General features: G+C 45.7%; 31 protein-coding genes. 10 read left to right on the forward strand and 21 right to left on the reverse strand.

What is annotated here, in order from left to right; genetic code table 11:
* Positions 1–17 precede the first annotated feature (17 nt).
* The 7 genes from RIH33_RS10390 to RIH33_RS10420 form a co-directional block, all read right to left on the reverse strand.
* A complete protein-coding gene (locus RIH33_RS10390) occupies positions 18–797 on the reverse strand; it encodes a DUF4097 family beta strand repeat-containing protein (RefSeq protein WP_406652115.1) in 780 nt (259 codons plus the stop codon).
* A gap of 91 nt (positions 798–888) precedes the next feature.
* Entirely contained in the window at positions 889–1,632 is a 744-nt protein-coding gene (locus tag RIH33_RS10395; RefSeq protein WP_406652117.1) for a hypothetical protein, read from the reverse strand.
* Positions 1,633–1,636: 4 nt separating this feature from the next.
* Positions 1,637–2,176, reverse strand: a complete 540-nt coding sequence (locus RIH33_RS10400) for an RNA polymerase sigma factor (protein ID WP_406652118.1) — start codon at positions 2,174–2,176, stop codon at positions 1,637–1,639.
* 185 nt (positions 2,177–2,361) lie between these two features.
* Complete coding sequence (locus RIH33_RS10405) at positions 2,362–2,805, reverse strand: DoxX family protein (RefSeq protein WP_406652119.1); 444 nt, start codon at positions 2,803–2,805, stop codon at positions 2,362–2,364.
* 105 nt (positions 2,806–2,910) lie between these two features.
* Entirely contained in the window at positions 2,911–3,531 is a 621-nt protein-coding gene (can, locus tag RIH33_RS10410; RefSeq protein ID WP_406652121.1) for a carbonate dehydratase, read from the reverse strand.
* 6 nt (positions 3,532–3,537) lie between these two features.
* Positions 3,538–5,103, reverse strand: a complete 1,566-nt coding sequence (locus RIH33_RS10415) for a SulP family inorganic anion transporter (protein ID WP_406652122.1) — start codon at positions 5,101–5,103, stop codon at positions 3,538–3,540.
* Between the two features lie 144 nt (positions 5,104–5,247).
* Positions 5,248–5,643: a hypothetical protein gene (locus RIH33_RS10420; RefSeq protein WP_406652123.1), complete on the reverse strand. Its 396-nt coding sequence runs from the start codon at positions 5,641–5,643 to the stop codon at positions 5,248–5,250.
* Positions 5,644–5,796: 153 nt separating this feature from the next.
* Here RIH33_RS10420 and RIH33_RS10425 point away from each other — a divergent pair, with 153 nt between their 5' ends.
* Both RIH33_RS10425 and RIH33_RS10430 read left to right on the forward strand, forming a co-directional pair.
* The gene (locus tag RIH33_RS10425; RefSeq protein WP_406652124.1) at positions 5,797–6,690 is read left to right on the forward strand and encodes a YitT family protein; all 894 of its coding nucleotides are present in this window, start codon (positions 5,797–5,799) and stop codon (positions 6,688–6,690) included.
* Positions 6,691–6,797: 107 nt separating this feature from the next.
* The gene (locus RIH33_RS10430; RefSeq protein ID WP_406652125.1) at positions 6,798–7,796 is read left to right on the forward strand and encodes a glycoside hydrolase family 5 protein; all 999 of its coding nucleotides are present in this window, start codon (positions 6,798–6,800) and stop codon (positions 7,794–7,796) included.
* Position 7,797: 1 nt separating this feature from the next.
* On the opposite strand, the gene RIH33_RS10435 is transcribed toward RIH33_RS10430, so the two are convergent.
* From RIH33_RS10435 to prfA, 3 genes are read right to left on the reverse strand one after another with little or no spacing between them, the layout of a single operon-like run.
* Positions 7,798–8,220, reverse strand: a complete 423-nt coding sequence (locus tag RIH33_RS10435; protein ID WP_406652126.1) for a secondary thiamine-phosphate synthase enzyme YjbQ — start codon at positions 8,218–8,220, stop codon at positions 7,798–7,800.
* Positions 8,217–9,593: a right-handed parallel beta-helix repeat-containing protein gene (locus RIH33_RS10440; RefSeq protein ID WP_406652127.1), complete on the reverse strand. Its 1,377-nt coding sequence runs from the start codon at positions 9,591–9,593 to the stop codon at positions 8,217–8,219. The genes RIH33_RS10435 and RIH33_RS10440 overlap by 4 nt, the downstream gene beginning before the upstream one ends.
* 27 nt (positions 9,594–9,620) lie before the next feature.
* Complete coding sequence (gene prfA / locus RIH33_RS10445; protein ID WP_406652128.1) at positions 9,621–10,694, reverse strand: peptide chain release factor 1; 1,074 nt, start codon at positions 10,692–10,694, stop codon at positions 9,621–9,623.
* Between the two features lie 47 nt (positions 10,695–10,741).
* Here prfA and RIH33_RS10450 point away from each other — a divergent pair, with 47 nt between their 5' ends.
* A complete protein-coding gene (locus RIH33_RS10450; RefSeq protein ID WP_406652130.1) occupies positions 10,742–11,392 on the forward strand; it encodes a DUF3365 domain-containing protein in 651 nt (216 codons plus the stop codon).
* Here RIH33_RS10450 and RIH33_RS10455 read toward each other — a convergent pair whose 3' ends face one another.
* Both RIH33_RS10455 and RIH33_RS10460 read right to left on the reverse strand, forming a co-directional pair.
* Positions 11,393–11,599 carry a Kazal-type serine protease inhibitor domain-containing protein gene (locus tag RIH33_RS10455; protein WP_406652132.1) on the reverse strand — a complete coding sequence of 69 codons (207 nt, stop codon included), beginning with the start codon at positions 11,597–11,599 and terminating at the stop codon, positions 11,393–11,395. It lies immediately after the preceding gene.
* Entirely contained in the window at positions 11,596–12,165 is a 570-nt protein-coding gene (locus RIH33_RS10460) for a DNA-3-methyladenine glycosylase I (protein WP_406652134.1), read from the reverse strand. The genes RIH33_RS10455 and RIH33_RS10460 overlap by 4 nt, the downstream gene beginning before the upstream one ends.
* A 58-nt stretch (positions 12,166–12,223) precedes the next feature.
* Between RIH33_RS10460 and RIH33_RS10465 the strand changes: the two genes are divergently transcribed.
* Together RIH33_RS10465 and RIH33_RS10470 are read left to right on the forward strand one after the other, a co-directional pair.
* Positions 12,224–13,327, forward strand: coding sequence for a hypothetical protein (locus RIH33_RS10465; RefSeq protein WP_406652136.1), 1,104 nt, complete (start codon positions 12,224–12,226; stop codon positions 13,325–13,327).
* A complete protein-coding gene (locus RIH33_RS10470; protein WP_406652138.1) occupies positions 13,327–14,148 on the forward strand; it encodes an arylamine N-acetyltransferase in 822 nt (273 codons plus the stop codon). Before RIH33_RS10465 ends, RIH33_RS10470 begins: the two co-directional genes overlap by 1 nt.
* On the opposite strand, the gene RIH33_RS10475 is transcribed toward RIH33_RS10470, so the two are convergent.
* From RIH33_RS10475 to RIH33_RS10495, 5 genes are all read right to left on the reverse strand, one after another.
* On the reverse strand, positions 14,125–14,940 hold the full coding sequence (locus RIH33_RS10475) for a hypothetical protein (RefSeq protein ID WP_406652139.1): 816 nt from the start codon (positions 14,938–14,940) through the stop codon (positions 14,125–14,127). The genes RIH33_RS10470 and RIH33_RS10475 overlap by 24 nt on opposite strands.
* 83 nt (positions 14,941–15,023) lie before the next feature.
* Entirely contained in the window at positions 15,024–15,419 is a 396-nt protein-coding gene (locus RIH33_RS10480) for a TerB family tellurite resistance protein (RefSeq protein WP_406652140.1), read from the reverse strand.
* 67 nt (positions 15,420–15,486) lie between these two features.
* Positions 15,487–15,900 (reverse strand): TerB family tellurite resistance protein, encoded by a 414-nt coding sequence (locus RIH33_RS10485; protein ID WP_406652141.1) that lies wholly within the window; start codon positions 15,898–15,900, stop codon positions 15,487–15,489.
* Between the two features lie 64 nt (positions 15,901–15,964).
* On the reverse strand, positions 15,965–16,726 hold the full coding sequence (locus tag RIH33_RS10490; protein ID WP_406652143.1) for an SDR family NAD(P)-dependent oxidoreductase: 762 nt from the start codon (positions 16,724–16,726) through the stop codon (positions 15,965–15,967).
* A 65-nt stretch (positions 16,727–16,791) separates the two neighbouring features.
* Positions 16,792–17,226, reverse strand: a complete 435-nt coding sequence (locus RIH33_RS10495; protein WP_406652145.1) for an ABA4-like family protein — start codon at positions 17,224–17,226, stop codon at positions 16,792–16,794.
* Between the two features lie 114 nt (positions 17,227–17,340).
* On the opposite strand from RIH33_RS10495, the gene RIH33_RS10500 reads away from it, so the two are divergent.
* Positions 17,341–18,537 (forward strand): sodium:calcium antiporter, encoded by a 1,197-nt coding sequence (locus RIH33_RS10500; RefSeq protein WP_406652147.1) that lies wholly within the window; start codon positions 17,341–17,343, stop codon positions 18,535–18,537.
* On the opposite strand, the gene RIH33_RS10505 is transcribed toward RIH33_RS10500, so the two are convergent.
* Positions 18,534–18,860 (reverse strand): Rieske (2Fe-2S) protein, encoded by a 327-nt coding sequence (locus tag RIH33_RS10505; RefSeq protein ID WP_406652148.1) that lies wholly within the window; start codon positions 18,858–18,860, stop codon positions 18,534–18,536. The two genes, RIH33_RS10500 and RIH33_RS10505, sit on opposite strands and share 4 nt — an antisense overlap.
* 45 nt (positions 18,861–18,905) lie before the next feature.
* Here RIH33_RS10505 and RIH33_RS10510 point away from each other — a divergent pair, with 45 nt between their 5' ends.
* Positions 18,906–19,034, forward strand: coding sequence for a hypothetical protein (locus tag RIH33_RS10510; RefSeq protein ID WP_255465342.1), 129 nt, complete (start codon positions 18,906–18,908; stop codon positions 19,032–19,034).
* A gap of 332 nt (positions 19,035–19,366) precedes the next feature.
* Here the strand turns inward: RIH33_RS10510 and gdhA are convergent, their stop codons facing one another.
* On the reverse strand, positions 19,367–20,719 hold the full coding sequence (gene gdhA, locus RIH33_RS10515) for an NADP-specific glutamate dehydrogenase (RefSeq protein WP_406652149.1): 1,353 nt from the start codon (positions 20,717–20,719) through the stop codon (positions 19,367–19,369).
* A gap of 187 nt (positions 20,720–20,906) precedes the next feature.
* On the opposite strand from gdhA, the gene RIH33_RS10520 reads away from it, so the two are divergent.
* Positions 20,907–21,083, forward strand: a complete 177-nt coding sequence (locus RIH33_RS10520) for a hypothetical protein (RefSeq protein WP_406652150.1) — start codon at positions 20,907–20,909, stop codon at positions 21,081–21,083.
* Between the two features lie 11 nt (positions 21,084–21,094).
* On the opposite strand, the gene RIH33_RS10525 is transcribed toward RIH33_RS10520, so the two are convergent.
* Entirely contained in the window at positions 21,095–22,996 is a 1,902-nt protein-coding gene (locus RIH33_RS10525; RefSeq protein WP_406652151.1) for a CASTOR/POLLUX-related putative ion channel, read from the reverse strand.
* 450 nt (positions 22,997–23,446) lie between these two features.
* Between RIH33_RS10525 and RIH33_RS10530 the strand changes: the two genes are divergently transcribed.
* Together RIH33_RS10530 and RIH33_RS10535 are read left to right on the forward strand one after the other, a co-directional pair.
* Entirely contained in the window at positions 23,447–24,106 is a 660-nt protein-coding gene (locus RIH33_RS10530; RefSeq protein WP_406652152.1) for a response regulator, read from the forward strand.
* A 444-nt stretch (positions 24,107–24,550) separates the two neighbouring features.
* Positions 24,551–24,952, forward strand: a complete 402-nt coding sequence (locus tag RIH33_RS10535) for a hypothetical protein (protein WP_406652153.1) — start codon at positions 24,551–24,553, stop codon at positions 24,950–24,952.
* Positions 24,953–24,980: 28 nt separating this feature from the next.
* Here the strand turns inward: RIH33_RS10535 and RIH33_RS10540 are convergent, their stop codons facing one another.
* Positions 24,981–26,153: a thiolase family protein gene (locus RIH33_RS10540; protein WP_406652155.1), complete on the reverse strand. Its 1,173-nt coding sequence runs from the start codon at positions 26,151–26,153 to the stop codon at positions 24,981–24,983.
* Positions 26,154–26,191: the final 38 nt, after the last annotated feature.

Raw genomic sequence — 26,191 nt, forward strand, 5'->3', positions numbered from 1 at the left:
TTTAAGTCTGAGTCGCCTTACTTGGCTTTGCGGATGTAGACATCCCCACTGATGCTTTTAAGAGAGATTTCCACACCGCCACCATTCAGGGTAGCATTGGCAGACATCCCGCCTCCCCATCTTTTGAGGTCCTTTTCTTCCCCAAACTGGAAGTCCACATCGGTGTATATTTCTCCCGACACTGAGGACAGTTTGAAGTTGCCCTTGGAACTAGCCGGCAAAGTGATGTCCAAATCACCACTGGTGGAAGAGATAGAAGTAGGAGTGGCCTGATTCAGAGACGAAAAGCGCACTGAAATATCGGAGCTCAGAGAATAGGCAACCAGTGGACCTGTGATGTCCTCGAAAATCAAGTCTCCATTTTGACTTTTTACTTCTACTTCGTTCGTTAACCCTTTGGCAAAAAAATCTCCTGCCTGCCAGGTATTCAGGTCTGCCTTCAGCATGATGTTTTTGGGCAACTTGATTCTGTACTCTCCATCCGCTTTTCTACTGGCTCCACTGATGGTGATCTTGTTTCCCTCCTGGACTACGCTAAGGCCAATGCCCGTATTTTCGGGGCCTGTAGCAGAAAGTGGCTTGAGGCCTTTGGCTTTTTCAGGTATTCCTTCGTACTCATCGGTCTCTATGGTGATTTCATTGCTGGATACTCCCTCTATGGAAATGTCTGCATAAAGATTCTGTATCACCACAATGGTCTCAGCAATATTTCCCTTGGGTGTGTACTTGTACTGCTGGGCGTGTGACGCCAGGGCCATCAGGCTCATCAGCAGGGTTAGTGTATAAACTCGTTTCATTTCTTTTTCAATGTTTAGTTTCCAATTTGTTTTATGATTAATCTATATTCAATTGGCCATTTTGAATGCTTTCTATATGCACCTACGGTGCTCAACTTAATATTTCCAATGCCACTTTGGCTTGCTGCTTCACTTCCGGGGATGTCCCCTCGGCATCCAGGAGTTTCCTGAGCGGCCGCACGGCATTTCTTTCCTGTGCTTCCATGAGAATGCTGATGAGTGCGATTTGTATCAGCGGATCAGACTGGTACTCCAGTGATTTAGACAGCTCCAGGCGCACCTGCTCCTGGTCGGTAAATCGGGCCAGGGCCTGTGCCGCAGCATAGCGCACATTGGGGCTCTCGTCGGTATTTAATGTTTTCATCAGAGTAGCCACTAACTGGTCACTCGCTCCGGACTTTTCCTCCTCTATCCGGTTGACCACCTGTAGCCGCTGACTTGCCGTAGAGGTCTGTAGCGCATTGATCATGGACATCTCCTTGAGTAGGTCCACCTGCGAGCGCAGGGCGATTACTTCCTCTCTGTGATCAGTCACTGACCACTGGCCCACCGCAAAACCCACAACCAGCAATGCCACGGCAGCTGCTATTTGCCAAAAAGCAATGGTCCTTGCGGGAGCCTGCTTCGTTCTCTCTTGCCTCACGGCCGCCGCCACATTCCAGGCAATAGACGCAGGCGGGTCTACTTGCCGTGTATTCTCCATTAACGAGAGTACCTCCTCCATTTCCTTTAAGCGACTTTGACATGAATCGCATAAGCGGAGGTGTTCTTCACTTTCTGCTGATCGCTCCCCTTCCAAATAGGTCACCAGGTCTTCGTCCGTCAAATGTGCCATATCTTCAGTTTTTAATCTCAAAGTATAATTCCTTCAATTGCTTGATGGTGCGATGCACCTGTACTTTCACCGCAGATACAGAGATAGATTTCAGCGCAGCGATTTGTTCGTATTTCATCCCTTCAAATTTGCTCAGCACCAGTATTTCCCGTTTCTCTTCGGGCAGCATGCTCAGGGCCTGCATCAGCCTCTGTTCTCTCTCCCGCTGCTCCTCATCCAAATCATCCACATGGTCTGGCAGCACATCTGCCGCCTGAAACTGATCCCGGTGAATTTTCATTTTTCTAAAATGATCTTTCACCTGATTGCGGGCGATCTGAAAAAGCCAGAATTCAAAGTTGCTTCCTGCCTTGTACGACTTCCGGTACTTCAATACCCGGATGAAAATATTCTGCGTGAGATCAGCACTATCATCTGCATCCAATACCGACTTGAGGCAGTAGTTATATATCCGCTTTTGATAGCGCTCACAAAGCTCATTGAGCTTCTCCAGCGCCCCGGTCTGCACCGCCAACATTAGCTGCTCATCACTTTCCTGACTCAAGATCGATCGGTTTAGGTTTTGTTGATTCGGATAAGTTACCTGAAAAGAGAAGGAAGGTTACACTGAAAAATAAAAAAGGGGAGTGGCTTTGGTTAGACAGCCCTCTTTGATCCCAAAAAAGTGTTCCCGGAATCAAAAAAACCCGACCATAAGCCGGGTTTCTGTTTCACTGTGTCTGGAAACTTTCAGTGCCTCATTTCCTCTTTTCTCCGCATCTCATCCAGCGAGTATTTGCCCGCTCCAAAGATGCTGAAAGCAATCAATAGCAATAGGGTGATGACGGATACCCACAGCTCAGAGTTGCCTCCCAATGAAGCCAGTCCCTTGGGTGCATTTACAAATATCACCGCCCCCAACAAAACCGGCAGCTGAAGGATACTGGCCGTGCGGGTGTAGTACCCCAGAAGAATCAATGGCCCACCGATGAGGTGGGCAAAAAGTACATAATGTGCCAACCCCACTGAAAGGTAAGCCACGCTCAAAGACATCTCCTGCAGCTGGTCAATGTGCAGCGCAAAATATGCCCCTTTAAAAACAATAAAACCGCCCAATGCTACTCGCAAAACAACGAGCCAGTTGGCCCGATGGGCGTCGCCCCAATGCTCAATTTCTGAAAAGATAGTGCTCATAGGAATCTATGTTTGGTCATATCCATACAAAGAAAACCAGAAGCGAAAAGTTCATCACAGGGATGAGCCCTTTCCGCTCCGGATTTTTAGATCCCTTCTGTTTAACTATTGAAACAACAGTGCCTGATTTTCTGCTGAATCATACTCCAGGTCTTTGACCAGCCCATTGGCTATGTCATAAACCCAGCCATGCACCTGCAGGTCCTTACCTGATTTGATGGCATTTCTTACAATAGATGTTTCATGCAGGTCTTTCACCTGTTCGAGTACATTCAACTCCACAAACCTGTTGGTTCGGGCTTTGTTATCCGTGATCTGGTCCAGCTCTGTTTTATGCAGTCTGTATACATCCTTAATATGACGAATCCAGTTGTCAATAATTCCATACTCTTCTGTACCCATGGCTGCCATCACACCTCCACAGCCGTAGTGACCGCAAACAATTACATGCTTTACTTCCAGGACATTCACTGCGTAATCCAGTACGCTCAGCATATTCATGTCCGTGTGCACTACCATGTTGGCAATGTTTCTGTGTACAAACACTTCCCCCGGCGCTGTGCCGGTGATTTCATTGGCTGGCACCCGACTGTCTGCACATCCTATCCATAATACTGGTGGCTTCTGGCCTTTGGCCAGTTTGTTAAAAAACTCCGCATCTTCCTGGAGTTTACTTGCTACCCATTTCTTGTTGTTTTCTAATAAAGTACTATAGTATCGTTCCATGATTTGTTATTTAAGTATCACCCCGGGAAATAACTCCGGGACATTTTTTAGTGTAAAATTGATATTGCGCTCCAGCGCTGTTTTTTTGAAGTTATGAATGAGCTCCAGCGCATCATGATCTATTTGGCGCGACTGTGACCCATCTATGATCACCTGACTGTTTTCCGGTAGGTAATCCAACGACAGTTGTAGCCCCACCTTGTTTAGAAAAGAGACGTGCTCACTCAACCGCAGGTGTATTTGGGGTTGACCGTCTTGTTCCTTTTCCTCATAATGATAGGCCACGCGGTAGTTGGCCCTCAGGATGTAAAACACGCCCACTCCCATTCCGATCAGAATGCCAATTAGCAAGTCTGTGAAGAGGATGGCAATGATGGTGACAATAAATGGAATGAATTGCTCGCGCCCCAGCCCGAATTGCTGTCGGTAAAGTGCCGGCTTGGTCAGTTTGAATCCAACCATTACCAAAATGGCTGCCAATGACGCCAGAGGTATTTCGTTGATCACCTGAGGCAGAAATGCCACAAAAATCAGCAGAAGCATCCCATGGATAAACGCTGATTTTTTAGTCCTGGCTCCCGCATCTATGTTAGCAGAACCTCGCACTATAACTGCGGTAACTGGCAGTCCTCCAATCAAACCACATATTACGTTCCCTATTCCCTGAGCCTTCAGCTCTGCATTATGCGGCGTCCGTCGCTTCTGAGGGTCTAGCTTATCTATTGCTTCAATGCTCAGTAGGGTTTCCAGGCTGGCCACAATGGCCAATGTGGCTGCTGTGATGTAAACGTTCACATTACTGAGCACTCCAAGATCTGGTCCCCTGAATACTGTACTCAAAGAGTCCAGCCCCTCGATGACCGGTATATTGACCATATGGCTGCTATTGATCACCAGGTCAGAGCCCGAAAATTTAAAGAATTGATTGATCGCAATACCACAGACTACTACCAGTAAACCACTGGGCACATGCTTCAAAAGTTTGTTCTGTTTGATAAAAGGACGCTCCCAGAGTATAAGCAGGAGCAAAGAAAAAAGGCCGACAGTTACACTTCCTGGTACTAAATGCTCAAAGGAAGCAAAGAGCGAGCTGATCGTGTTGCTGCCATCTTTTTGGATAAATTCCATCTCCCCGAAGGCATCAGAATCAAAACCCACTAAATGCGGAATCTGCTTCAGGATCAATATGAGCCCAATGGCAGCAAGCATTCCTTTGATAATGGACGAAGGAAAATACATTCCTACAATACCGGCCTTCATCTGACCGAGAAAGAACTGCAGAATACCTGCCAGCACGATGGCTGTCAGAAATGCCTCATAACTTCCTAATGTTTCTATGGCCCCAAGTACAATCACCACCAGCCCTGCAGCAGGGCCAGTCACACTCAGTTGGGATTTGCTGAGAAGGCTTACCACCAACCCCCCTACGACACCTGATATAATTCCGGCAAACAGCGGTGCTCCTGAAGCAAGGGCAATCCCCAGGCAAAGGGGTAATGCAACGAGAAAAACCACCACGCCGGACAGCATGTCTCTTTCTATGTCTTTAAATAGATCTTGTTTAATATTCATGTATGTTGGCAAAAAAAAATGAACCCTCCCATAGCCCGGACATAGCATACTTACAAAGCACACCTCTCCTGATAGGCTATAAACACGGATCTCGAAAATGGAATAATTCCCTGGTGACAATCAACAGGGGTGGAAAAGAGGATTTTAGCCCTCGGGAGGGGGCGTTGGAATCTGCCTTGGATGGTTAATTAGCTCCAAAACATGGTAATAATCTTTGTTTTTCACAGTCAGAAGACCATCCAGCAAACCGTCTCCACTGGATTCAAATAATTTCTTCGTCTCGTCCTGCTCAGGTGATTCTTCCTGAGATTCTTCATTTTGTTCGTGACTAGTATCCGATAATGGCTCTGCTGGGGAGTGTTGGTCATAATCCCCGGTAATAAATGACCAGACCATGCCAGCCAATGACTCCACCGGGTGACTCGAGAAATCAACCCCTTTATAGGATAGTTCGGTAAAGTGATGCCCCTCGTGAAAAATGAGAACCACCAGGATCATCGTAAGTATTTTACTTTTCAGACAGATTTGTCTAGTCCCCATTTCGCAAATGTATAAAATAACCTCCATTGATGCCTTCTTATTAAAATGGTCTGTTTTCTGATGTAAAAACCCTCACGAAAAAATAGCCGTTTTGGTAAAATGGAAAATTGATTCCCCTGATTATGTCAGGGTTTGGGAGTATTTTTGGAAGCTATGCCAGAAAGCCATTCCTCGCTGAAAATAACCGTGCGTCACTACCTGAGACAAGCCTTCCTAATGTTTATAGGCGTCATGTGTGCCGTCTTCGGACTGGAAAGTTTTCTGCTCCCCAACGATGTCCTCGACGGTGGCGTCACGGGTATCTCACTTTTACTGGCCATTATAACAGACGGTCGGCCTTCCGTCTTCATTTTCCTGATCAACATTCCCTTTTTGGCGCTCGGGTGGTTGCAGATAGGTCGCGGGTTTGCCATCAAAAGTTTTGCAAGTATTTCTCTTCTTGCGTTGATTCTTTACTTTTTCGATTTCCCGGTCATTACGGACGACCCTTTGCTTATTGCGATATTCGGTGGTTTCTTTTTAGGGCTGGGCATTGGCTTCTCCATCAGAGGGGGTGCTATCATAGATGGTACGGAGGTTTTGGCCATCTACCTGGGCAAAAAAACAGGCTTCTCTGTAGGGGAGCTCATTCTGATCTTTAACATTTTGATTTTTTCAGTGGCTGCTTACCTCTTGTCCATAGACACTGCCCTCTACTCCATTATCACTTATTTCGCAGCATCCCGCACAGTCGATTTTGTGCTGGAGGGCTTTGATGAGTACATTGGTGTGACGATCATCTCCGACCAACATGCCGAGATCCGTGAAATGATCCTCACTAAACTCAGGCGGGGGGCTACCATTTATCACGGAAGCAAGGGATTCAGCCTACAGCAAAAAGAAGAAGCCAAAACCAACATTCTTTACACGGTTATTACCCGTTTGGAAGTCTCCAAGCTGGAGGGGGAGATTGAAAAAATTGACCCGGGAGCCTTTTTGGTGATGTCAAAGGTGAAGGACATACGTGGCGGGATGATCAAAAAACTTCCACTCAAGAAGTTGAAATAACCAGCATCAGGCCGGTATATCTTTTTTGGCCCTATCTGCTGAACATTTGAGTACCCGGCCACAACTTAGCCCGGTTTACATTTGGTTTCATAAACTCCTGCTACGATATGAAACTTTTGGTTTGCTCCTTGCTTTTGATAGTGAACACTGCCGTGGCACAACATTCCCTGGAAAGAATTACGGTCAGTGGAAATCAGTTTGTTAGTGAATCCGGCAAAAAAGTGGTTCTAAGAGGGTACAACTCCAGCGACCCGGACAACCTCGAAAAACAAGGACAGTGGGGACAAGCCTACTTTCAGGAAATGAAAGCCTGGGGCTCAAACGTAGTGCGCTTCCCCATACACCCAAGGGCATGGCGTGAAAGAGGTGAATCTGCATACCTTGAGTTACTGGATAGTGGTATTCACTGGGCCGCAGAACAAGGCATGTATGTAATCCTCGATTGGCACAGCATAGGCAACCTCAAATCCGAACTCTTTTTCAGGCCTGGGTATGAAACCACCCTGAAAGAAACCTTTTCCTTTTGGCAAACCATGGCCAGAAAATATGGCGATAACCCAACCGTAGCTTTTTACGAACTCTTCAATGAGCCCACCACTAACAACGGACAGCTAGGGGTGTGCTTCTGGGAAGAGTGGAAATCCATCAATGAAGAAATGATTACCATTATTCGGGCTTGCGGGGGCAAAGGCATCCCCCTGGTTGCCGGCTTCAACTGGGCATACGACTTATCCGCTGCTTTTGAGCGTCCTATTGAGGCGGTAGGGATCGGCTATGTGAGTCATCCCTACCCTCAAAAGCGAAATCAGCCATGGGAAGGTCAGTGGACCCAGGACTGGGGTCGGATGAAGGAAAAGTACCCAGTGATTTTGACAGAGATCGGGTTCTCAGGGGCAGAAGAACGAGGTGCTCACGTACCGGTAATCAGTGATGAAAGTTATGGAGAAGCGATCACCAAATACTGTGACGAAAAAGACATCTCTTATGTGGTGTGGGTTTTTGATGCCCGATGGGCACCGAGCCTGTTCAGAGACTGGGAGTTTCAGGAACTCACGCGCCATGGAAAATACTTCAAAGCAAAGCTAAATACCTACCAATACGACTAAGTCATGTTCCCCAGGCGGTGAGTACTAAATGACGAGAGCCTCCATAATCTCTGTGCTCACAAAGGTAAATTCCCTGCCAGGTACCCAGATTGAGTCTTCCGTTTGTTACAGGAATTAACACCGAAGGGCCCAAAAGACTGGCTTTGATATGGGCTGGCATATCATCCGGGCCTTCATAGTTGTGCTTATAATAGGGCGCATTTTCCGGAACCATTTTGTTGAAGTGGCTCTCAAAGTCCATCCTTACGGTTGGGTCCGCATTTTCATTGATCGTGAGGGAGGCCGATGTATGCTGTATGAAAACCTGCAGCATCCCGGTTTTCAGTTCTCGGATTTCTGGTATCGCATTTAGTACTTCGCGCGTAATCAAATGAAAACCACGACTGAATGGGGTCAGATGAAGCGTTTGTTGGAAAGTCTTCATTTCGGATCGATTCGTTCAAATGCTCCAATGTCTGGTTTTCCATCGCGAGGGTGACCCGTGATGTCATCCGGTATACCGATATCAACCCCTTTGTCCCTGGCAAAGGCCAGTGAATCCAATTCATAACTGAACGTGAACGGATCTTTGAAGCCGGGGTAGTTTCGCTCCTGCGATACGTAGTTGTCCGGCCAATCTTCTTTTGATTTGATAATATTTGACTGGATATTGGTGACCACTGTGGCCCCACCTCCATCTCCCACAAAGAGCTGATTGACCCCTTCTCCCCAAATGATAGAGTTGGTAATCTCCACAGACAAGTCACCGACCAGCACCTCATCATCAGCCAGAATCACATTGTCCGAAAACTGGACCATTGGATCATCTGAGATGAAAAAACTCGGCACATTGGTAAATGTACAATGCTCATATTTATAGTTACCGCCAGCGAGGTTGCCTACCAGAAAACCTCCCGCATTGTGGATGAGGGTATTGTATGCATAAACGTCCGACGAAAACGCCAGAATACCGGCCACCGACATATGACGAATGGTGGTATGAGAAATCTCCAGGTCAAACTTATCGTCATCGTCAGGAGTGCCGACCCTCAGACCAATCTCACCATTCTCTATATCAGCATACCGGATTTCATTGTCTTTGCTGCCCTCCAAAAAGTAGATTCCTCCCCACTGCCCGGGAGCTTCCAGATAATCCGCGTCGAACCGGGTATTCCTGATGGTAACATGCTGACCGGAATCTCCCAGCACTTTGAGACTTCCCTGAATGAAAAATGAGGCCCCGTTATCGAGGTATATTTTAGTGCCCGGCTGCACCGTGAGTGTACACAAGCTATCCAGCAGGGCGAAATTGTAAATGACATAGGGTCTGTCTGCAGTCCACACCTCATCACAGATCAGGCGGCTATTCACAAAATTAGCGTCCTGACCATAGGCCACCAGCTTTACATGGGCAAGGTACTTACCCCACGAAACCGTGATGGAGTCTTTGACCAGATAAGGCAGGTCCTTATTCTGCTGGTCTATTTCCACACTTACCAAAATCAGCAGGCTATCGCCTCCGAACAGCACCTGATCTTTGATAGTGGTTCCCGACTGCCCATTCACAATCATGGAGTAATCAGACGTCCGGCCTTTGCCCAGCCTGATGTCATGAATTTTCACCGCCTTATCATTGGGGTTGTAAATCCTCAGGCGTTTGGTCACACTCAGGCGCTCGGTCAGGAGTGTGTCGAATAGTACGGTATCGGTACTAAACGTCAGCTTTACGTCAAGGGAAGTCGTGATTTTCTCTTCCTCCGGCTCGCAGGCAAGTACACCTATTAAAAGGATAAATAAAACGGGTAAAAAATTCTTCATTGGTAGATCAACGGAAAACCGCTGGCTTTATTCCTGACCTTCGGCCTTTAGTAACTCTGAGTTTTCTGCTATTCTCAGCTTCTCTATAAACTCTCCTATTTCGCCACTCATAATGGTGGGTAGGTTGTAAACGGTATGGTTGATGCGATGATCTGTGACACGCCCTTGCGGATAGTTATAGGTTCTGATTTTATCCGATCGATCTCCCGAACCCACCATGGTCTTGCGCTGGGAACTGATGGCGTCATTGTGCTTTTTAAGTTCTATTTCATAGAGTCTTGATCGTAGTACTTTCAAGGCCTTATCATAGTTGGCGTGCTGAGAACGACCATCCTGACACTCCACCACGAGACCAGACGGTGCGTGGGTCAGCCGAACGGCAGACTCTGTTTTGTTAATGTGCTGACCTCCGGCTCCTGAAGCCCTAAAAGTATCTTTTCTGATATCGCCCATGTTCAATTCCACATCCACCTCTTCGGCTTCCGGGAGCACTGCCACAGTAGCAGCCGATGTGTGCACCCGCCCCTGGGATTCTGTCTGGGGTACCCGCTGCACCCGATGAGCGCCGGACTCAAATTTCAGCTTAGCATAGACATCTTCTCCCTCTACACTGGTTACAATTTCCTTGAAGCCCCCGGCTGTGCCCTCTGTAAGACTCATGACGGAAAACTTCCACCCCTGATCCGCCGCAAACTGCTCGTACATCTTAAATAGGTCACCGGCAAAGATGGCCGCTTCGTCACCGCCAGTACCGGCACGTATTTCCAAAATCACATTTTTGCTGTCATTCGGATCCTTAGGAATGAGCATCATCTTCAATTCCTCCTCGAGTTCTTCCTTTTTAGGTGCCAGTTCATCCAGCTCCATTTTGGCCATTTCCCGAAACTCCTCATCCTTTTCCGTCTCCAGTACCTCTTTGGCGCTTTTGAGGTTACCTACCAGAAGTGTGTACTCGTCGTATTTTTTCACCACCTTCCCCAGGTCACTATATTCTTTATTCAACTTGGCGTAATTACCCATATCAGCCATTGCATCCGGCTGCACAATCAGCTGACTCACCTCCTCAAACCTTTTCTTGATTGCCTCAAGTTTATCAATCATCTCCTTTAACTTTAGTCTGCAAAATTATATAAAGCAAAAAGACTTTTATGCGACCTACTAAAAACACCTTGCTTCTTGTGTTTGGTTTCCTCTGCATTTACTCCTGCACACCCAAAAAACCGGTAGACAGAGAGGGCTTTCGCCAGGAAAAAGCTGCACGCGAATTGAAACGGATTGCCCCTGCCGATCTGATGCAAAAAGGTGAGCAGCTGGGTGAAGAAATTTTATCTGCCACAGCAAGCGCCTACCTGAATACACTCAAAAGAGCGATCGTCGAAAATGGGATCAGTGGCGCTATTGGTTTCTGCCAGCTGAGTGCATCAGGGATTGCATCTGACCTGCAAGATAGTCTGGGAGTGACGATCAGCCGCGTGACTGACAAGCCCAGAAACCCTGTAAATACGCTTTCAGCATCAGACAAAGCCATATGGGAAGCCTATGAGTATGTACCGGAAAATCTGGACGGGCAGATTCAGGAGTATGACACGGAAAACCTCATTTACACCAAGCCCATAACGATTGGGTCCACCCTGTGTCTCAACTGCCATGGACGAGCAGGCTCCGATATCACACCTGAAAATTACAGCCTGATCAAAAGTCAGTATCCTGATGACCAGGCCATCAATTATGAAGTAGGGGATTTCAGGGGGATGTGGCGAATTCTCCTTCCTAAAAAAGCCGTGGTAAGCAAGATGTAGCTACTCGCAAGCACCCTGATCATAACTGGTCACACCACGGGCTTCAGCATGGCAGGCATTACTGTAAGTCTGTCCGTCACAACCACACACAGGATTGTATTCCATAGTACAAATGGCCTGCTCATTGATTTTGTCTTCATCAATGCACACGTTGGGGGTTTTGGCACAACCAGCCACCAGGGCCAGAAAAAAGAAAACTGCTTTCATGTTAGTTCTTTGAATCGAAAACAATCCACCGTATGGTCATTGACCAACCCTACGGCCTGCATATGCGCATAAATGGTCGTCGACCCCAAAAACTTGAAGCCGCGCTTTTTTAAATCCTTAGCTAAAAGATCTGACTCAACCGTAGTAGCCGGAACAGCTCCTTTTTGCTCCCAGTAACCTGTTTTGACCTGGTGGCCCACAAAGCCCCAGAGGTATTCATCAAACGAACCAAACTCCCGCTGAACCTCCAGAAACCTTTTAGCATTATTTACCGCAGCCTCTATTTTGGCTCTGTTTCTAATGATGTCCGTATTTTCCACCAGCTCATTAATCTTCCGGGCATCAAATGCAGCAACCCGCTCTGCTTCAAAATTGGCAAACGCCTTATGGTAACCTTCTCGCCTTTTCAGAATAGTACTCCAGCTCAAACCGGCCTGCGCACTTTCCAGCACCAAAAACTCAAAATGAACCTGGTCGTCATGGTTCGGCACTCCCCATTCCTGATCATGGTATTGAATGTATTGGTCAAAAGTGCCCTCTGCCCACTCGCATCTTTTCTTGTCCATAGATAATACGCTTGCGCTTTGTTGGTTAATATATAAATTTAGATTTCATAAGTAGCATATGGTAATCAAACGGGGAATAATTCTTTTCATTTCTTTCTTTCTTATCAAACAGGCCCACGCCCAGGCGGAGTTGGTAAACGTGGGCGGGGCTGCCATTATTAATATTACCAAGCAACTCCCGGAAGACCTCACTTCTGAGCGATCTGTTGTGATTCTGGATATTCCTACCCAATTGAAGGATGGTTTTGAAGCAAGAGGTGACTGGAAAAAACTGGCTGCCAATGCCCACAAGACCTTTAGAAAAATAGGAGTAGATCCTATCGCCTACGTCTATCTGGACGACCTCAACGCTGGCCCGGAGGTGAATAATGCTTATTTATCGCTTTTTCAGAAGCGGAAGGTGAAAAACCTGATTATCATCAATCAAGTGGGCGAATTCCCGGAAGAGGCTTATACGGTAGTGATCACCGGGTTTGGTGCCGAAAATTATATCAAAAATGGCCAGACCGGCTGGAAAGAAAGTGATCAGGAACTGAACCAGGTGATGGTAAGACTGGGAAGACAGGTTCTCAGACAGAAAATTGAGCGCAGCAATCTGCTCATACCTGAACAGCCAGAATACCTTCAGCACCTGGTGATCTTTGAGGGAACAAGGCTTGAAAATTATCCCAGTCGCCTGAAAAGTCTGAAGCTGGCGGTGGTGGCATTTCAGAAAGTACCAAGTGACAATGTTGAAGATCCCGACTTAGCCTCAAAAATTGCAGAATACAACCAGCAAATAGAAGAGAAAAACAATCAGCTCGATGCCATCATGGCGGCGTATCCTTTCAAATACGACATTGTCACCGAAACCGACGAGGACGCACTCTACAAAGCTGGTTATCAATATGCCCTGATGCCATTGTCCAGAACTGGACTCTCTGTGAAAAAAGTACTCAACTACCCAACCACAGCCACCGAAACGCATTACATGACCAGTACTTTTGACGTTCAAAACCGGCCCGCGCTCAAGCGGATTCCAATCAGCGCTAATGTCACCAAGTACTATATCAAACAAACCATCGTAAAGGATATCCATCCGGGCAAGGTGTGGGATGCTGATGTGAGCTGGGAGCTGGGCCTTCAAAACTTCATTTATAACCTGAATCAGGCCTTTAGGTAATGGCAGACCTCAATTATTTTCAGACCCGGCCCAAAGTGCCTCCAATAGATGCCGATCTGTATCTCAAAAGAATTGGGGTGCAAAAAGACCAGCCCTCACTGGCTTTCCTTAAAAAAATCCACAGAGCCCATCTCCTCCAGATCCCATTTGAAAACCTGGATATTCATTACCATCGAAAAATCGTTCTGGACATCAATTCCATCTATGACAAAATCATCCGCCACCGCAGAGGGGGTTTTTGTTATGAGTTGAATGGGCTACTCTATCACCTGCTGGCACGTCTTGGGTTCCGGGTCTTTTTGGGATCGGCCAGGGTTTTTCAGGCAGTATCCATTTCTCCCGAGTTTGACCACATGATGGTTTTTGTTTCTCTGGAAGAGGGTGATTTTCTCTGCGATGTTGGCTTTGGTGAGCTATTCACCGAACCAAAGCGGCTGGTCACTGGTGAAGTCCAGCTAGACTATACGCGCTATTTCAAATTTGAGCATAACGTCGATGGAGAGTGGCTACTTAGAAAATCAAATGACAACAGTCAATACGAATCCATTTACGTATTCACGCTGAAACCACGACAGATGATTGAGTTCCTCCCACGATGTAATTTTCACCAGGAATCTGATCAGTCACACTTTACCAAACAAAAACTGATCACCCAGCTCTTTAGTGAGGGGCGAATCACACTTACCGATCGAAAAATAAAACGGTCTCTTTACGGAGAGCAGAAGGAACGCGAAATACTAAATGAAGACGAGTTTTTGGCACAGCTTCAAGAGGTTTTTAAGCTCAATGTGAGGGCGCTACTCCGTCAAAAGTTTAATTAGTTGGGCTGAGGCTTCCTCATAGAAAAGATCAAGAATTGCCTTTTGATCTCCTTCAAAAAGATGTTTTGACAGCAACACCGCCCCGGTCCATTCTTCGCTCACCCAAATGGCATTGTTACTCAGACGGCCACACTTTGAGGTATCGGTAAATGGCCAGGTACTTACATAGAAGTATGGACTGCTAAAAAGCTGATCTCCGGGTGACATCCCAAGCAGAATGTGGGTATCCGTTTCCGGGTCACCGGAGTTTTTCAGTACCACTTCCAACGCCTGATCAAAGTGGTGGGGCCATACCTGAATGTTGTTTTCGATGCCCATCCTCTGTTTTACTTCTCGCAAGGAAACATATGAGTTGTGAAAGTACCTGGCCAGCTCCTGGGCAGCTGCCGGATATTCCATGTGGAATGGTTCTCCCGACTGAGTGGGGTATTCCGGCAATTCGTAGGGTAGGTTCATGGTCAGGTTGGCAGCATTCAGGCCAAGCTTCCCGATTTGTTCCTCCAACCAAATCATCATTTGCACCTGTGTCTGACCCTCCACCTGATATGAGTCCAGTACGTTTACTTTTTGATCTACAAGATAGATGGTAAACGATTCCAGACTGAGTGAGCTTCTGAATGTGACAGACCCTGATACCCACTGGCCAGCCAGTCGTGAAAGGCCAGGCACCCATGTGAGCACCGCATGCTCGTCATATCTGGATTTCGGCGAAAATTTTCTGCCAACAGCGGCCACATTTTGGATCGCCTGATGTAGCTGTTCTCTGGCCGTACGAAGATGATCTGGATCCATCTTTTGAAGTGGTCGCCATTCGAATGTTTGCATGGTGGATAGTGGCCGGAAATCAAAAAAGGCCTTTAAAGGCCTTTTGTTATTTAGTTCAAATACTTCATTACTTCCCTTTTCAACGCATCTCTGTTAGAGGTAATGCTAGGGTCTGTAAACACTTTGGAACTCAGCTTGGAGATCACTCCTTTCTTGAAGCCGAGCTTTTCAGCCAGCTCCTCGCAATATTTGATCTCACTCAAATATACCTGGCTGTCGATTTTCATCAACTGAACAATGTTGTACAGATACTCGAACCTATCCTCATCTGTCATCGTCGACAAAGGGGGAAGGGGCTGGGGGTTTTCCACGAGATTCAGTATTTCTGCCTCCGAAACACCATTTGCTTTACCCAGCATCATTATCAAGCTTCTTTCCTCTCCTGCAAACTCTCCATCTATCTTAGCAAGCTGAATAAGTGTACTTAGTTGGGATTGTATACTCATAATTAAGTAAGGTCAGTTATCAATTAACTTTAAAGATAGATTTACGCACGATTAGAAACAAGTATTCCTATAATTCAAATTTACGTGCTTCTTTAATCAGTTTCTCCCTGTTTCCAGTGATAGAAGGGTTAGAATATATCTGTGAGGATAGTTTTTTGACCACTTTTTTATCAAAGCCCAGCCTTTGGGCGAGATCCTCACAGTATTTGATCTCGCTGAGGAAAACTTTGCTATCAATCTTCATCAGCTGTATGATGTTATACAAAAACTGGAATTTCTCATCAAAGGATAGCGCTGAGAAAGAAATATCAACCTCTCCCTTCCTGGAGATGTTTTCATGGATCAAAGCATCTATCTCTGCTTCTTCCACTTTATTTGCTTTTCCTATGCTGTAAATCAGCTGTTTTTCGGCCTCATTGAAGTTTTGATCAGATACCGCTAGCTGAATGAGGGATTGCAGGTGGCTTTTAAAATTATCCATGGCTAAGTAAGTTGGCTCGTTATGTTTTAAATATAAAAATTAAAACTCGTAACTCAAGGCCACCTCAATGCATATAGCTCCCCGCATTGATATCAAAAGTGGATCCGGTAGAATGATCAGCCATACCACTGGCAATAAATGTGATCAGTGGTGCCAGGTCTTTCGGTTCTGTCAGTCGCTCCAGCGCCACATCTCCTTTGGTGTGCTCTTCGCCGTACATATCCATAAATTCTTTAGCCATATCCGTTCGTACAAAGCCCGGTGCAATCACAAATGCTTTAATCCCATCTTTGCCATATGCCCGGGCAATAGACTTAGTTAAGGAAACAAGCCCGGCTTTGGATGCCGCGTAGGCCATGTATTCTGCCTGATCTCCTCGAAAAGCGGCCCGCGAACTAATGTTGATAATCCGCCCCGCGGCTTTTCGCTTCAGAAAATGATCGATCGCCTTTCTGCAGATGACTGCCGGAGAAGTGAGGTTCACCATCATGGTGTCATTCCACGCCTTTTGCCAATCGTCCTCTGATGCATTGAGAGGTGCTGAAATGGCAACTCCTGCGTTATTGATGACAATTTCTATACTTCCCATCTCCAGCGCAATCCGGTCGAAAAGCTTGGATGCCTCATCAGGCAGAGAAAGGTCCGCCTGAAAAGCCTTTGACTCATTGCCTAAAATATGAGCGAGATTCTCCGCTTCGCGTACATTTTTATTATAATGAATAGCAATGGTAGCGCCCGCTTCCGCCAGCTTGGTAGCCACGGCCTTTCCTATACCCCGACTAGCGCCGGTCACCAATATATTTAGACCTGAAAGGTTGATGTACATATCTGATCCCTAAAAATTACTCGAACGAAAATTAGTCAAACATTGGCAAATAAAGACTTCATTGCTCATTTTGTTAACAAAGGCCATTTCCTCACTTTTAGATAATGGAGCGTGAAAAAAGCCAACAGCCCAACGGGACCCATCATGAAGGTAAGCAGCAAAACAGGGGCGACCAACCAGTGTGAAAAGTTTTGAGCCTGAGACCGGGCCAGTATCCATGAGCCAAGTAGCAGATCAAAGCTCAGGTAGTGAATCCAACCTGCCAAAAGCATGTAGTCATTGGAAAAAAGAGCCCTGATCTCCTCCAGGGATGAGAAATCCGGAAGGCCACCGGAAAAATGAGTGATAACAATGCCTAAATAGAAAATGGATAATACAGCAGGAACCGCCATGGTTTGAATGGCCCTCTGGGTATACTTCCATTTCGGCGTAAAGATCATAAGCGCCCATGCACTCGCCGCAATGGCACTTGCCAGATCAAAAAGAGTGTTTGAATCCATATTCAATATCTTTGTCATTAATCCCCGCGCGGTACTTTCGGGAGAAATAAAATTACTATATTAGTCACTCCTCCAGCTGTATATTACAATTTTCCATCAAGTTAACCGTCAAAAATGGGCATCATCATACCTTTAATTCTCATAGCCATTTGTTGCGCTGTTATATGGCGGGCAGGTGATGGCTTCATGACTGCATCAGAGTACATTGGCAGAAACCTGTCTGACGGGGTAAGGGGAGCAACCATCAACGCCATCGCCAGCTCCATGCCTGAAGTCTTCACATCATTCTTTTTCCTGTTTATCATGCAGGATGCAGAAGGGTTTTCTGGAGGGATCGGTACCACGGCGGGTTCCGCCATTTTCAACAGTATGGTGATCCCTGCGGTGGCAGTACTGGCGGTCATCGGTATGGGGCTTACCAACAAAGTAAGGGCTTCTAAAAAAGTGATGCTACGAGATGGTCTGAGTTTGCTCATCGCGGAGTTGCTATTCATAGTACTTATTAGTGGTTCTTCTTTGGACTGGTACCATGGTTTATTACTGATGCTCGTATATGTGGCCTATATCGTCTATATGTTTTGGTCTATGGACAAAAAAGAGCGGGAAGTTATGCTCGAAGAAAGCCACATCAGTGAAGAGGATTTTGAAGTGGATGAATCGAAACAAAAACCTTTTCTGGTCGCATTGTTTACACTGGATCTCCACAGAGTGTTTATTGGCAGGAAAAAAATCAACAACCTTAATGCCTGGTCATTACTTGTTTCGGCCACCGTGTGTATTGCTGCGGTCTGTTACCTTTTGGTGCTCGCCTGTGAGTGGATTGGTGATGATACCTACACGGTTCCATTTTTGGGGGAATTTGAAGGGCTCGGGATTCCGGTAATGTTTGTCGCCTTGATTTTGGCCTCGGCCGCCTCCAGTTTCCCGGACACGATCATCTCCATTAAAGATGCCCAAAGGGGACAATATGATGACGCCATCTCTAATGCCCTGGGTAGCAATATTTTTGATATCTGTTTTGCCCTAGGTTTCCCGTTGTTTGTTTTCACCTTGATACACGGCCCTATTGCCATGTCTCAGGAAATGGTGGATCTCAGCGGCGAACTACGGTTTCTACTCTGGTTACTGACGGCTGTTGTGCTTATTATTTTCGTAGTGGGTGGATACATTGGTCGCTTTAAGGCCAGCCTGCTGCTGGCTTTATATTTCCTGTTCGTCCTTTATGTGGTAGGCAGGGGTGCCGGTAGCGAATATGCCCAGTCCATCGCAGATTGGCTGGTTTCTATTGTCAGACATTTTAGTTTTTCTTAGAGGAGGGCCACGAGCTGCCCCTCAGCGTTCCATCTGGCCTCCTGAACAGAGAGCGGGCGGCACCGGTCTATTAATTCTTGTCCTGATGTCAGGTCAAACTGGTAGCCATGCCATGGGCAAACTACCCTGCAGTCACTATTGACGTTTGCCTGCACCAAAGGATAATCAAAGTGTGGACACTTCGTTTCAAACACAAAAACCCTTGACCCGAACCTGGTCAACGCATACTTTTGATCGTTGTAACTTATCTGGATAATTTTGCGCTCCTTCAACACTGCATCGAGAGCGGAAATGGATTGGAATAATATGACCTCCTCTTTCATTTTGGCTTCACCGTTTTCTATATTCGCATAATAAAAATTACAATCATGGACATTACTAACCCTGCAGTAACCGACGGTGTAAATCTATTCGTGAATATCGTTATTTTTCTTGTCGCTTTTGGGGCAGCTCTTTCTCTGGTAGATATGAGAAAGGAAAGTCAGAAGAAAGACTAATTTTTGTGGCCGTACTCCCAGGAAAGAAACCGCCCGGTTTCTGAGAACAACCTACCTATGGCAAGCCTATACTCATTTTGAGATGAGCAGAACGTCAGTTCACTGAGAAACATTCTCAGTAAGCTCACGCCCATATTTTTTCAAAGCGTTAATCGGGGAAATTTATACGTCATCCTTTGCGTGGTTGCTCACCTTTCTATTAGGCAAAATAGTTGGGCAGATAATCGCCAATACAAACAACACAAGAATGAAAACTAACATGGCCATAGCGCGCTATTTTTTTGTGTAAAGATAACCGGACTGACAGGTTTATCACAACATTCCCCCAAACTTTAAACCACTCCCTGAGCAATCATCGCATCGGCGACCTTCACAAAGCCGGCAATGTTGGCCCCCTTCACATAATCAACATAGTCTTTGCTCTCACGACCATACTCTTCACAATTATTGTGGATGCTCTTCATGATCATTTTGAGGCGATAATCTACTTCATCCCGTGTCCAATACAGACGCTGTGAATTTTGTGACATTTCCAGACCAGAGGTGGCTACCCCGCCCGCATTGGATGCCTTGCCCGGGCTGAAGAAAATCTTCTTCTCCCTAATGAAAGTGAGTGCCTCATCCGTTGTGGGCATATTGGCCCCTTCAAAAACGCCGATACACCCATTCTTCACCAACAGCTGAGCATCTTCCAGCGGAAGCTCATTTTGGGTGGCGCAGGGATACGCCAGATCTACCTTAAAGTTCCAGGGTGTGACATCCGCATGAAATTCGGACCCTTTGAAATGATCCGCATATTCACTGATACGACCTCTTTTCTCATTCTTAAGTTCTTTGATGAATGCGAGCTTATCTTCATTGAAGCCCTCTTTATCATATATACACCCTCCCGAATCCGAAACGGTAACCGGTTTGGCTCCAAGTTCCAATAATTTCTCAATCGTGTATTGGGCAACATTTCCGCTTCCAGAAACGGCACAAACCTTGCCCTCCAGACTATTTCCATGCGTTTCCAACACCTCTTTACTAAAATAGACCACCCCATATCCCGTTGCTTCGGTACGAATCAGGCTCCCTCCATACTGTAGGCCTTTTCCTGTGAGCACTCCTGTAAATTCATTTCTGAGTCGCTTGTACTGACCAAACAAATAGCCAATCTCGCGACCACCCACTCCAATATCCCCTGCAGGGATGTCTGTAAAACCTCCTATGTGTTTGGATAGCTCTGTCATAAAGCTCTGACAAAACCTCATGACTTCACCATTGGATTTTCCTTTTGGATCAAAGTCGCTTCCTCCCTTTCCTCCTCCGAGTGGGAGGGTGGTAAGGCTGTTTTTAAAGACTTGCTCAAATGCCAAAAACTTCAAAATGGATAAGTTCACCGAAGGGTGAAACCTCAGCCCCCCTTTGTATGGACCTATGGCCGAGTTCATCTGTACACGATATCCCCGGTTGATTTGAACCTGATTTTGATCATTCACCCAGGGAACTCTGAACATCACCACACGCTCAGGTTCACACATGGTATCCAATACATTGGTTTGTTTATATTTAGGATTATCCTCTATGAATGGGATAATCGTTTCAGAAACCTCCTTTACTGCCTGAATAAATTCCTTTTCATGTGGATTGCGCTGACTTACTCTTTGGATGAACTCATCAACTTTTTGCGAACGATTGGCCATATTATTGCGGGTGTATTTTGGGTAAATTGATGATTCAAGATAGAATTTTTTTTGGAGAAAAACATAGACCCATTCCGTCAAACTTAGGTAACGGAAGCGACCAGATCATAATGATATCATGATTCTGATCTAAACACTCGATAACATCTCCACGTTATATTAGGGAGATAAACAAACCACCAAAATCATGTACCACACAGAGCTTGAAACGGAGATCATTTCAAAAATGAAGGGACTCAACGGAAATCAAAAAAATGCTATGCTCAACTACCTGGAAAAAATTCCAAAAATGAGTCATAGTACAAGAATGTACCGAAGAAAGGCCATGAAACAAATTAGGGAGGCACTCAGCGGACAGAAGTAATTTGGTTTCAATTAATCTTCCGATAGTACAATCACCATATCCTTATCGGAGAGCGTAAACATATCTGACTTACGGGGATTCACATATACACCGTATCCTTTGTTGGCTTCTTTGGCTTCTTTGATCACGCGATAGCCGATTGCCACTTCATTCTTTCTGGCAGCAGATTCGAGGATGGTATAGAAGTTCATGGGCTCACCCACTTTTACATATTCTTTTGCCGGCTTGATATAGATTTCTGATCCATCCGCATCAAAGAGGTCTTCAAATACACGCATCAAAAACTTGTTTTCTGAAACCTGGCTCATCAGTAAGCTGATCAATTTATCGCTCACGATGAAGTCATCCGCACTGGTGATGTCCGCCAATTGTCGGTTTCGGATATCCAGCATCTCCGATACGATCTTGTATTTCTGCCCGTTCTTCTCGGTGAAGTTTCTCAGGTGAAGCAGGGTAATCAGGGTCTGAGCATCCGCTTCCTGAATCGGGAAATAATTTTGGTAACAGAGTAGCATGATGTAATCATACTGACCCAAATCCATATTCTGTAGGGTCTCTCTGTCTGTGGTATCGGTCACTTCAAAACTCAGGTGAATGTTCTCCACCAGGTTGGAAAGCTTATTGATTGCCTTGGCTGCATCATCAAATTTAGACATCACCTTGACATGGGAGCCCGGAGGCACATAATAGTCCAGTTCGCGGATGATGTGTCTGGCCCTGTTGTTCCAGCCCAAAATCAATATTTTTTCTTCGTCTTTTACTTCCGGCTCAGTGTAGACAATCTTGTCTTCAAGTAATTCGATAACATCCGGGGAGTTCGGAACCAGCGTGTCATCATCTTCCGTAATACCAATCACACTGTCGCCCTCTCTGAATATGGTATCCATTGTAGGGTTAATCTCCACAGATCCGTCAGCATACTGAATGCCCATGATCGCAGAGTCTTCATATGCAAACAATATCTCCCGAAAGGTTTTACCGATCAGGGACTCTTCTTCCATGAAGTAAATTTCATCCCCTCCAAAATCCATCAGCTCAATGTAGACAACACTCAATCCGGACTGACGAGAAGTCTGCACCATGATCCGGGAAATAATTTCATCTGAAAGAATAAGCTCAACTTCATCCTTGCCCACCATCTTGGCTACTTCAAAGTTCTTCTTATCCTCCATCTCCGCAGTGATGTGGTACGGCGCCTCTCTTCGTTCAGGGTTGGTGACGATCGCCACGATGGTTTTGATGATTTGGGAATCCGAATTCTCGTTATCCTTATCCAGAATAATAATGGACTTGGTGTCAAAAGGGTTAGCGATGTACAAATCATGGACATCAATTGGGTTTCCTGTTCTACAGATCACCACGGTATTGGCCGTACTGCCCACTTTATCCCGGATCTCATCTTCCATGAGCACCTTATCCATATCTGCCAGAATCACAATGACCCCACGGCGTTGGTTTTCATTGGCGATCACTATCTCTGAAATGATCGTGAAAATTTTTGATGACCAACCCAGAATCAGCACATGGTCTTTTTCTATCACAAAAGAGCGGCCCTTCCTCAGCTCATCCATCTTGGTAAGGATACCATTGGAAACCAAACCTATCAGCGTGGAAATGATCACCAGACCAAGAAAAGTAGTGAACAGCATGAAAATCCTGAATGGCCAATTGTCCTCGTGATTGCCCAAAACTCCTGGGTCCAGTACGTGTGTGAGGTTCACCCACAAAGATTCGAAAATGGTAAAATCCCTGTCGTGATCGGGGTGCAGCCCGAATACCAGGAGAAGTAAGCCAAAAACGATAATGATGATCATTGACAATATCCCCAAGCCATAGATCATGGCCGCCGTGCCTTTAGATAAATAGTTGTCAAACTTATAGTTTAACCTGGTTTTAAGCGGGAATTTACTCATTTGGAGTGTCGGTATTGAATATGACTTGAAAAGATACGCAAAACTAAACCAAAATATAAATTAATCACCCTAGATGAAGATGCGTTTGCACAAACTATTCAGGGGTTTATGGCTCGTTTCCCTGGTGTACTGAAAACCTGTTTTGTCCAAAACGGCAGGAAGCCGGCCTGACTAAAGAGGGAGTGGTCTTTGTGGTGTTGAGCTCATCTTTTTTGGCTCCTTCCCAGATACGTCATATCTCTTGTTGGTGCATGTCCTCTTAAATTTTGACCATTTTCATTCACTTCGGTCCTATTTTCGTCTTTAGGATGGCCTGTTCTTGCAGTTTATTGCGTTCTGAGGCCATCCAATAATGCTACCAAGGGCCTGGCAGGCCACTTTTTAATCCATTTAGTGCTGATTTTCTGTTTCCATTAGTTATTAACTAAATTTGGAAGATCGGTGAATAGAATGGAGCAACAATCAATCAGCATTTTAATGGCGGATGACCATACCTTATTTAGAAAAGGTATGTCCATGATGGTCAAAACTTTCCCTGGCATCACATCTGTAAAGGATGTAGAAAATGGTCAAAAGGCACTCGATTTACTCGCTACCGAGAAGTTCGACATTCTTCTTTTGGACCTGGAAATGCCTGTGCTTGATGGGTGGGAAACAGCCAAAAAAGTGGTAACCAAATTTCCGGATACTCACATCATCATGATTTCCATGCATGATTCCCTCAAATTGATTTCCGATTTGATAGAAATAGGTGTGCATAGCTATCTCCTCAAAAGTGCAGAGCCCGAAGAAGTGCAGAAAGCCATCAGCTCGGTCATGAATAATGATTTTTATTACAACCAACTCGTAGCCCGGGCACTGCATCAGAAAGTGCAAAAAGGAGCCATCAACAAGCCCTTGTTCAATGAAAGGAGCCAGCTAACCAAACGTGAAGTTGAAATTCTCGAGCTCATTTGCCAGGAACTCACCATGAAGGAAATTGGCGATCGACTATTCATTAGCGAACAAACTATACATACGCATCGCAAAAACCTCATGCGAAAAACAGAAGCCAAGAATGCCGTTGGGTTGGTAAAATTTGCGATCCAGCAGCAAATTGTCAGCTTTTAACATCTACCACATTTTGGGTATTTTTTTACACCTTTTCTATAGGTTGTCTCCCGCAAAAAGCCTCCAAATTTCCTTGAAAGCGCGATTATGAATTGATGCCTGCCTTTTACCCGATTTTGTTATTGTTAAATGAAATACTTTAGTGTCGCAGTTTCGTCTGCAATAGGTTGATGGTTGAAAGAAAGAGAGAGGCTCTAGATATTTCGCTTAATCTGTTGGTATGCCAAACCTCTTCAGGTCTTTAGCTTTCTCTCTTTCTTTTATTTCAAAAATTTTTTCTCCGCATTCCAACCATTTCGTCTTTCACTGGTACTTAAGCATAGTCATAAGGAAGCCTTACCAAAGTCTTTTCCTTGTTGCAGGTCAAAACGTAATCTGAAGAGGATTACTGAAAAGTCTCTTGTTTGTGGTTCACATAATGAGAGACTTTCTTATTTTAGGTCAATGAGTAAAAAATTGGATAAGAGTCAAATCTCAATATTGATCCATCTGGCTTCCATGGATGGAGCCATTGATGACACAGAAAAAGGGTTGATTTCCAGGATTGGCATGGCGCATGGTTTGTCTGAAGAGGAGCTGAAGGAATATTTTGACAACCCGCCTGAAAAAATTGACTTCAGTACACTCAGCGAGGACGAATCTTTCGATACGCTTTACAATTTGGTCCATCTGATGAAAGTTGATGGAAAAATTTTCGACGAGGAGATCGGTTACTGTATGAACATGGCCAAGAAACTAGGCTACCCAATGGAAGCCGTAATGGACTTGTACAGTCAGGTTCATGCGAACGTGAAACTCAAATCTGAAATACAAAAAATCAAAAGAAAGTATCACAAGAAAGGGTAGCCTTCGTGCTACCCTTTCTTGTGTCATTTTAATTCAGGTATTCGTAGATACCAGCCACACCCTGGCCTCCACCAACGCAGGCAGTTACCATTCCATATTTTCCTTGTCTCCGCTTCATCTCGTTGAATAAGGTAATGGATAGCTTGGCTCCGGTGCACCCGAGGGGATGACCCAATGCGATGGCACCCCCATTCACATTCAGAATTTCGGTATTCAGATCCAACCCACGAATAACTGCCAATGATTGTGCTGCAAATGCTTCGTTGAGTTCTATCAGGTCAATGTCATTTTGTTTCAGACCTGCCTGCTTCAGCGCTTTCGGCACAGCGGCTACAGGACCTATGCCCATAATCCGTGGGTTAACTCCCGCAGCAGCATAGCTTACCATCCTTGCTATCGGCTGAAGGTTGTATTCCTTCACCATCTTCTCTGACATGACCATTACAAAAGCAGCACCGTCCGAGGTAGGCGAAGAGTTGCCTGCAGTCACCTGACCCCCTTGTTTAAATGCCGGTCGAAGGCCGTTCAATGAATCCATGTTGGTATCCGCACGGACACACTCATCTGTGTCCACCACATAAGATCTCTTTTTGCGTTTATCCCCCTCGAGGTAAATCTCTTCCACATTTACCGGAACGATTTCATCCTTAAACTTTCCATCTGCGATAGCCTTTGCTGCTTTCTGATGTGATTTCATCGCAAACTCATTGGCATCATCCCTTGAAATGTTATAGTCAATGGCTACTTCCTCTGCGGTGAGGCCCATGCTCAGATAATACTCCGGGTTGTTTTCTGCGATTTTCCAGTTAAGGGCGGTTTTATACCCCAGCATAGGTACCAGAGACATGGATTCGGTACCTCCGGCAATGATACAATCGGCCGTACCGGAGTGCACCCTCGCACAAGCGAGGTGAATGGCCTCCAGTCCGGAACCACAATATCTGTTGATAATCATACCTGGTACTTCAATGGGAAGGGATAACAATGAAATCATCCGTCCCATTTGCATGCCTTGCTCTGCCTCCGGAATCGCATTTCCCACAATCAGGTCATCCACCCTTTTGGCATCAAAGCCCTCAATGGAGTTGACCAGGTGTTTGATCACATCAGCGGCCAGGTCATCGGGTCTGTAAAACCTGAAGCCTCCTTTTTTGGCTCGTCCTACGGCTGATCTATATCCTGCTACTATATATGCATCCATTTTATTTCTGTTTTTGGTCTTGAATAATGTTGTCTTTT

This window comes from Marinoscillum sp., from assembly GCF_040222955.1.
In the GTDB taxonomy this organism is placed as follows: Bacteria; Bacteroidota; Bacteroidia; order Cytophagales; family Cyclobacteriaceae; genus Marinoscillum.

Bases quoted from the DNA above. Each gene is read 5' to 3' on its own strand.
- RIH33_RS10460 (WP_406652134.1), bottom strand. From the start codon at position 12,165: ATGGACAAGAAAAGATGCGAGTGGGCAGAGGGCACTTTTGACCAATAC.
- RIH33_RS10440 (WP_406652127.1), bottom strand. From the start codon at position 9,593: ATGAAGAATTTTTTACCCGTTTTATTTATCCTTTTAATAGGTGTACTT.
- RIH33_RS10470 (WP_406652138.1), top strand. From the start codon at position 13,327: ATGGCAGACCTCAATTATTTTCAGACCCGGCCCAAAGTGCCTCCAATA.
- RIH33_RS10455 (WP_406652132.1), bottom strand. From the start codon at position 11,599: ATGAAAGCAGTTTTCTTTTTTCTGGCCCTGGTGGCTGGTTGTGCCAAA.
- RIH33_RS10430 (WP_406652125.1), top strand. From the start codon at position 6,798: ATGAAACTTTTGGTTTGCTCCTTGCTTTTGATAGTGAACACTGCCGTG.
- can (WP_406652121.1), bottom strand. From the start codon at position 3,531: ATGGAACGATACTATAGTACTTTATTAGAAAACAACAAGAAATGGGTA.
- RIH33_RS10535 (WP_406652153.1), top strand. From the start codon at position 24,551: ATGAGTAAAAAATTGGATAAGAGTCAAATCTCAATATTGATCCATCTG.
- RIH33_RS10520 (WP_406652150.1), top strand. From the start codon at position 20,907: ATGTACCACACAGAGCTTGAAACGGAGATCATTTCAAAAATGAAGGGA.
- RIH33_RS10395 (WP_406652117.1), bottom strand. From the start codon at position 1,632: ATGGCACATTTGACGGACGAAGACCTGGTGACCTATTTGGAAGGGGAG.
- RIH33_RS10465 (WP_406652136.1), top strand. From the start codon at position 12,224: ATGGTAATCAAACGGGGAATAATTCTTTTCATTTCTTTCTTTCTTATC.
- RIH33_RS10505 (WP_406652148.1), bottom strand. From the start codon at position 18,860: ATGAAAGAGGAGGTCATATTATTCCAATCCATTTCCGCTCTCGATGCA.
- RIH33_RS10480 (WP_406652140.1), bottom strand. From the start codon at position 15,419: ATGAGTATACAATCCCAACTAAGTACACTTATTCAGCTTGCTAAGATA.
- RIH33_RS10540 (WP_406652155.1), bottom strand. From the start codon at position 26,153: ATGGATGCATATATAGTAGCAGGATATAGATCAGCCGTAGGACGAGCC.
- prfA (WP_406652128.1), bottom strand. From the start codon at position 10,694: ATGATTGATAAACTTGAGGCAATCAAGAAAAGGTTTGAGGAGGTGAGT.
- RIH33_RS10420 (WP_406652123.1), bottom strand. From the start codon at position 5,643: ATGGGGACTAGACAAATCTGTCTGAAAAGTAAAATACTTACGATGATC.
- RIH33_RS10415 (WP_406652122.1), bottom strand. From the start codon at position 5,103: ATGAATATTAAACAAGATCTATTTAAAGACATAGAAAGAGACATGCTG.
- RIH33_RS10435 (WP_406652126.1), bottom strand. From the start codon at position 8,220: ATGAAGACTTTCCAACAAACGCTTCATCTGACCCCATTCAGTCGTGGT.
- RIH33_RS10530 (WP_406652152.1), top strand. From the start codon at position 23,447: ATGGAGCAACAATCAATCAGCATTTTAATGGCGGATGACCATACCTTA.
- RIH33_RS10425 (WP_406652124.1), top strand. From the start codon at position 5,797: ATGCCAGAAAGCCATTCCTCGCTGAAAATAACCGTGCGTCACTACCTG.
- RIH33_RS10525 (WP_406652151.1), bottom strand. From the start codon at position 22,996: ATGAGTAAATTCCCGCTTAAAACCAGGTTAAACTATAAGTTTGACAAC.
- RIH33_RS10490 (WP_406652143.1), bottom strand. From the start codon at position 16,726: ATGTACATCAACCTTTCAGGTCTAAATATATTGGTGACCGGCGCTAGT.
- gdhA (WP_406652149.1), bottom strand. From the start codon at position 20,719: ATGGCCAATCGTTCGCAAAAAGTTGATGAGTTCATCCAAAGAGTAAGT.
- RIH33_RS10450 (WP_406652130.1), top strand. From the start codon at position 10,742: ATGCGACCTACTAAAAACACCTTGCTTCTTGTGTTTGGTTTCCTCTGC.
- RIH33_RS10390 (WP_406652115.1), bottom strand. From the start codon at position 797: ATGAAACGAGTTTATACACTAACCCTGCTGATGAGCCTGATGGCCCTG.
- RIH33_RS10495 (WP_406652145.1), bottom strand. From the start codon at position 17,226: ATGGATTCAAACACTCTTTTTGATCTGGCAAGTGCCATTGCGGCGAGT.
- RIH33_RS10485 (WP_406652141.1), bottom strand. From the start codon at position 15,900: ATGGATAATTTTAAAAGCCACCTGCAATCCCTCATTCAGCTAGCGGTA.
- RIH33_RS10475 (WP_406652139.1), bottom strand. From the start codon at position 14,940: ATGGATCCAGATCATCTTCGTACGGCCAGAGAACAGCTACATCAGGCG.
- RIH33_RS10500 (WP_406652147.1), top strand. From the start codon at position 17,341: ATGGGCATCATCATACCTTTAATTCTCATAGCCATTTGTTGCGCTGTT.
- RIH33_RS10510 (WP_255465342.1), top strand. From the start codon at position 18,906: ATGGACATTACTAACCCTGCAGTAACCGACGGTGTAAATCTATTCGTG.
- RIH33_RS10405 (WP_406652119.1), bottom strand. From the start codon at position 2,805: ATGAGCACTATCTTTTCAGAAATTGAGCATTGGGGCGACGCCCATCGG.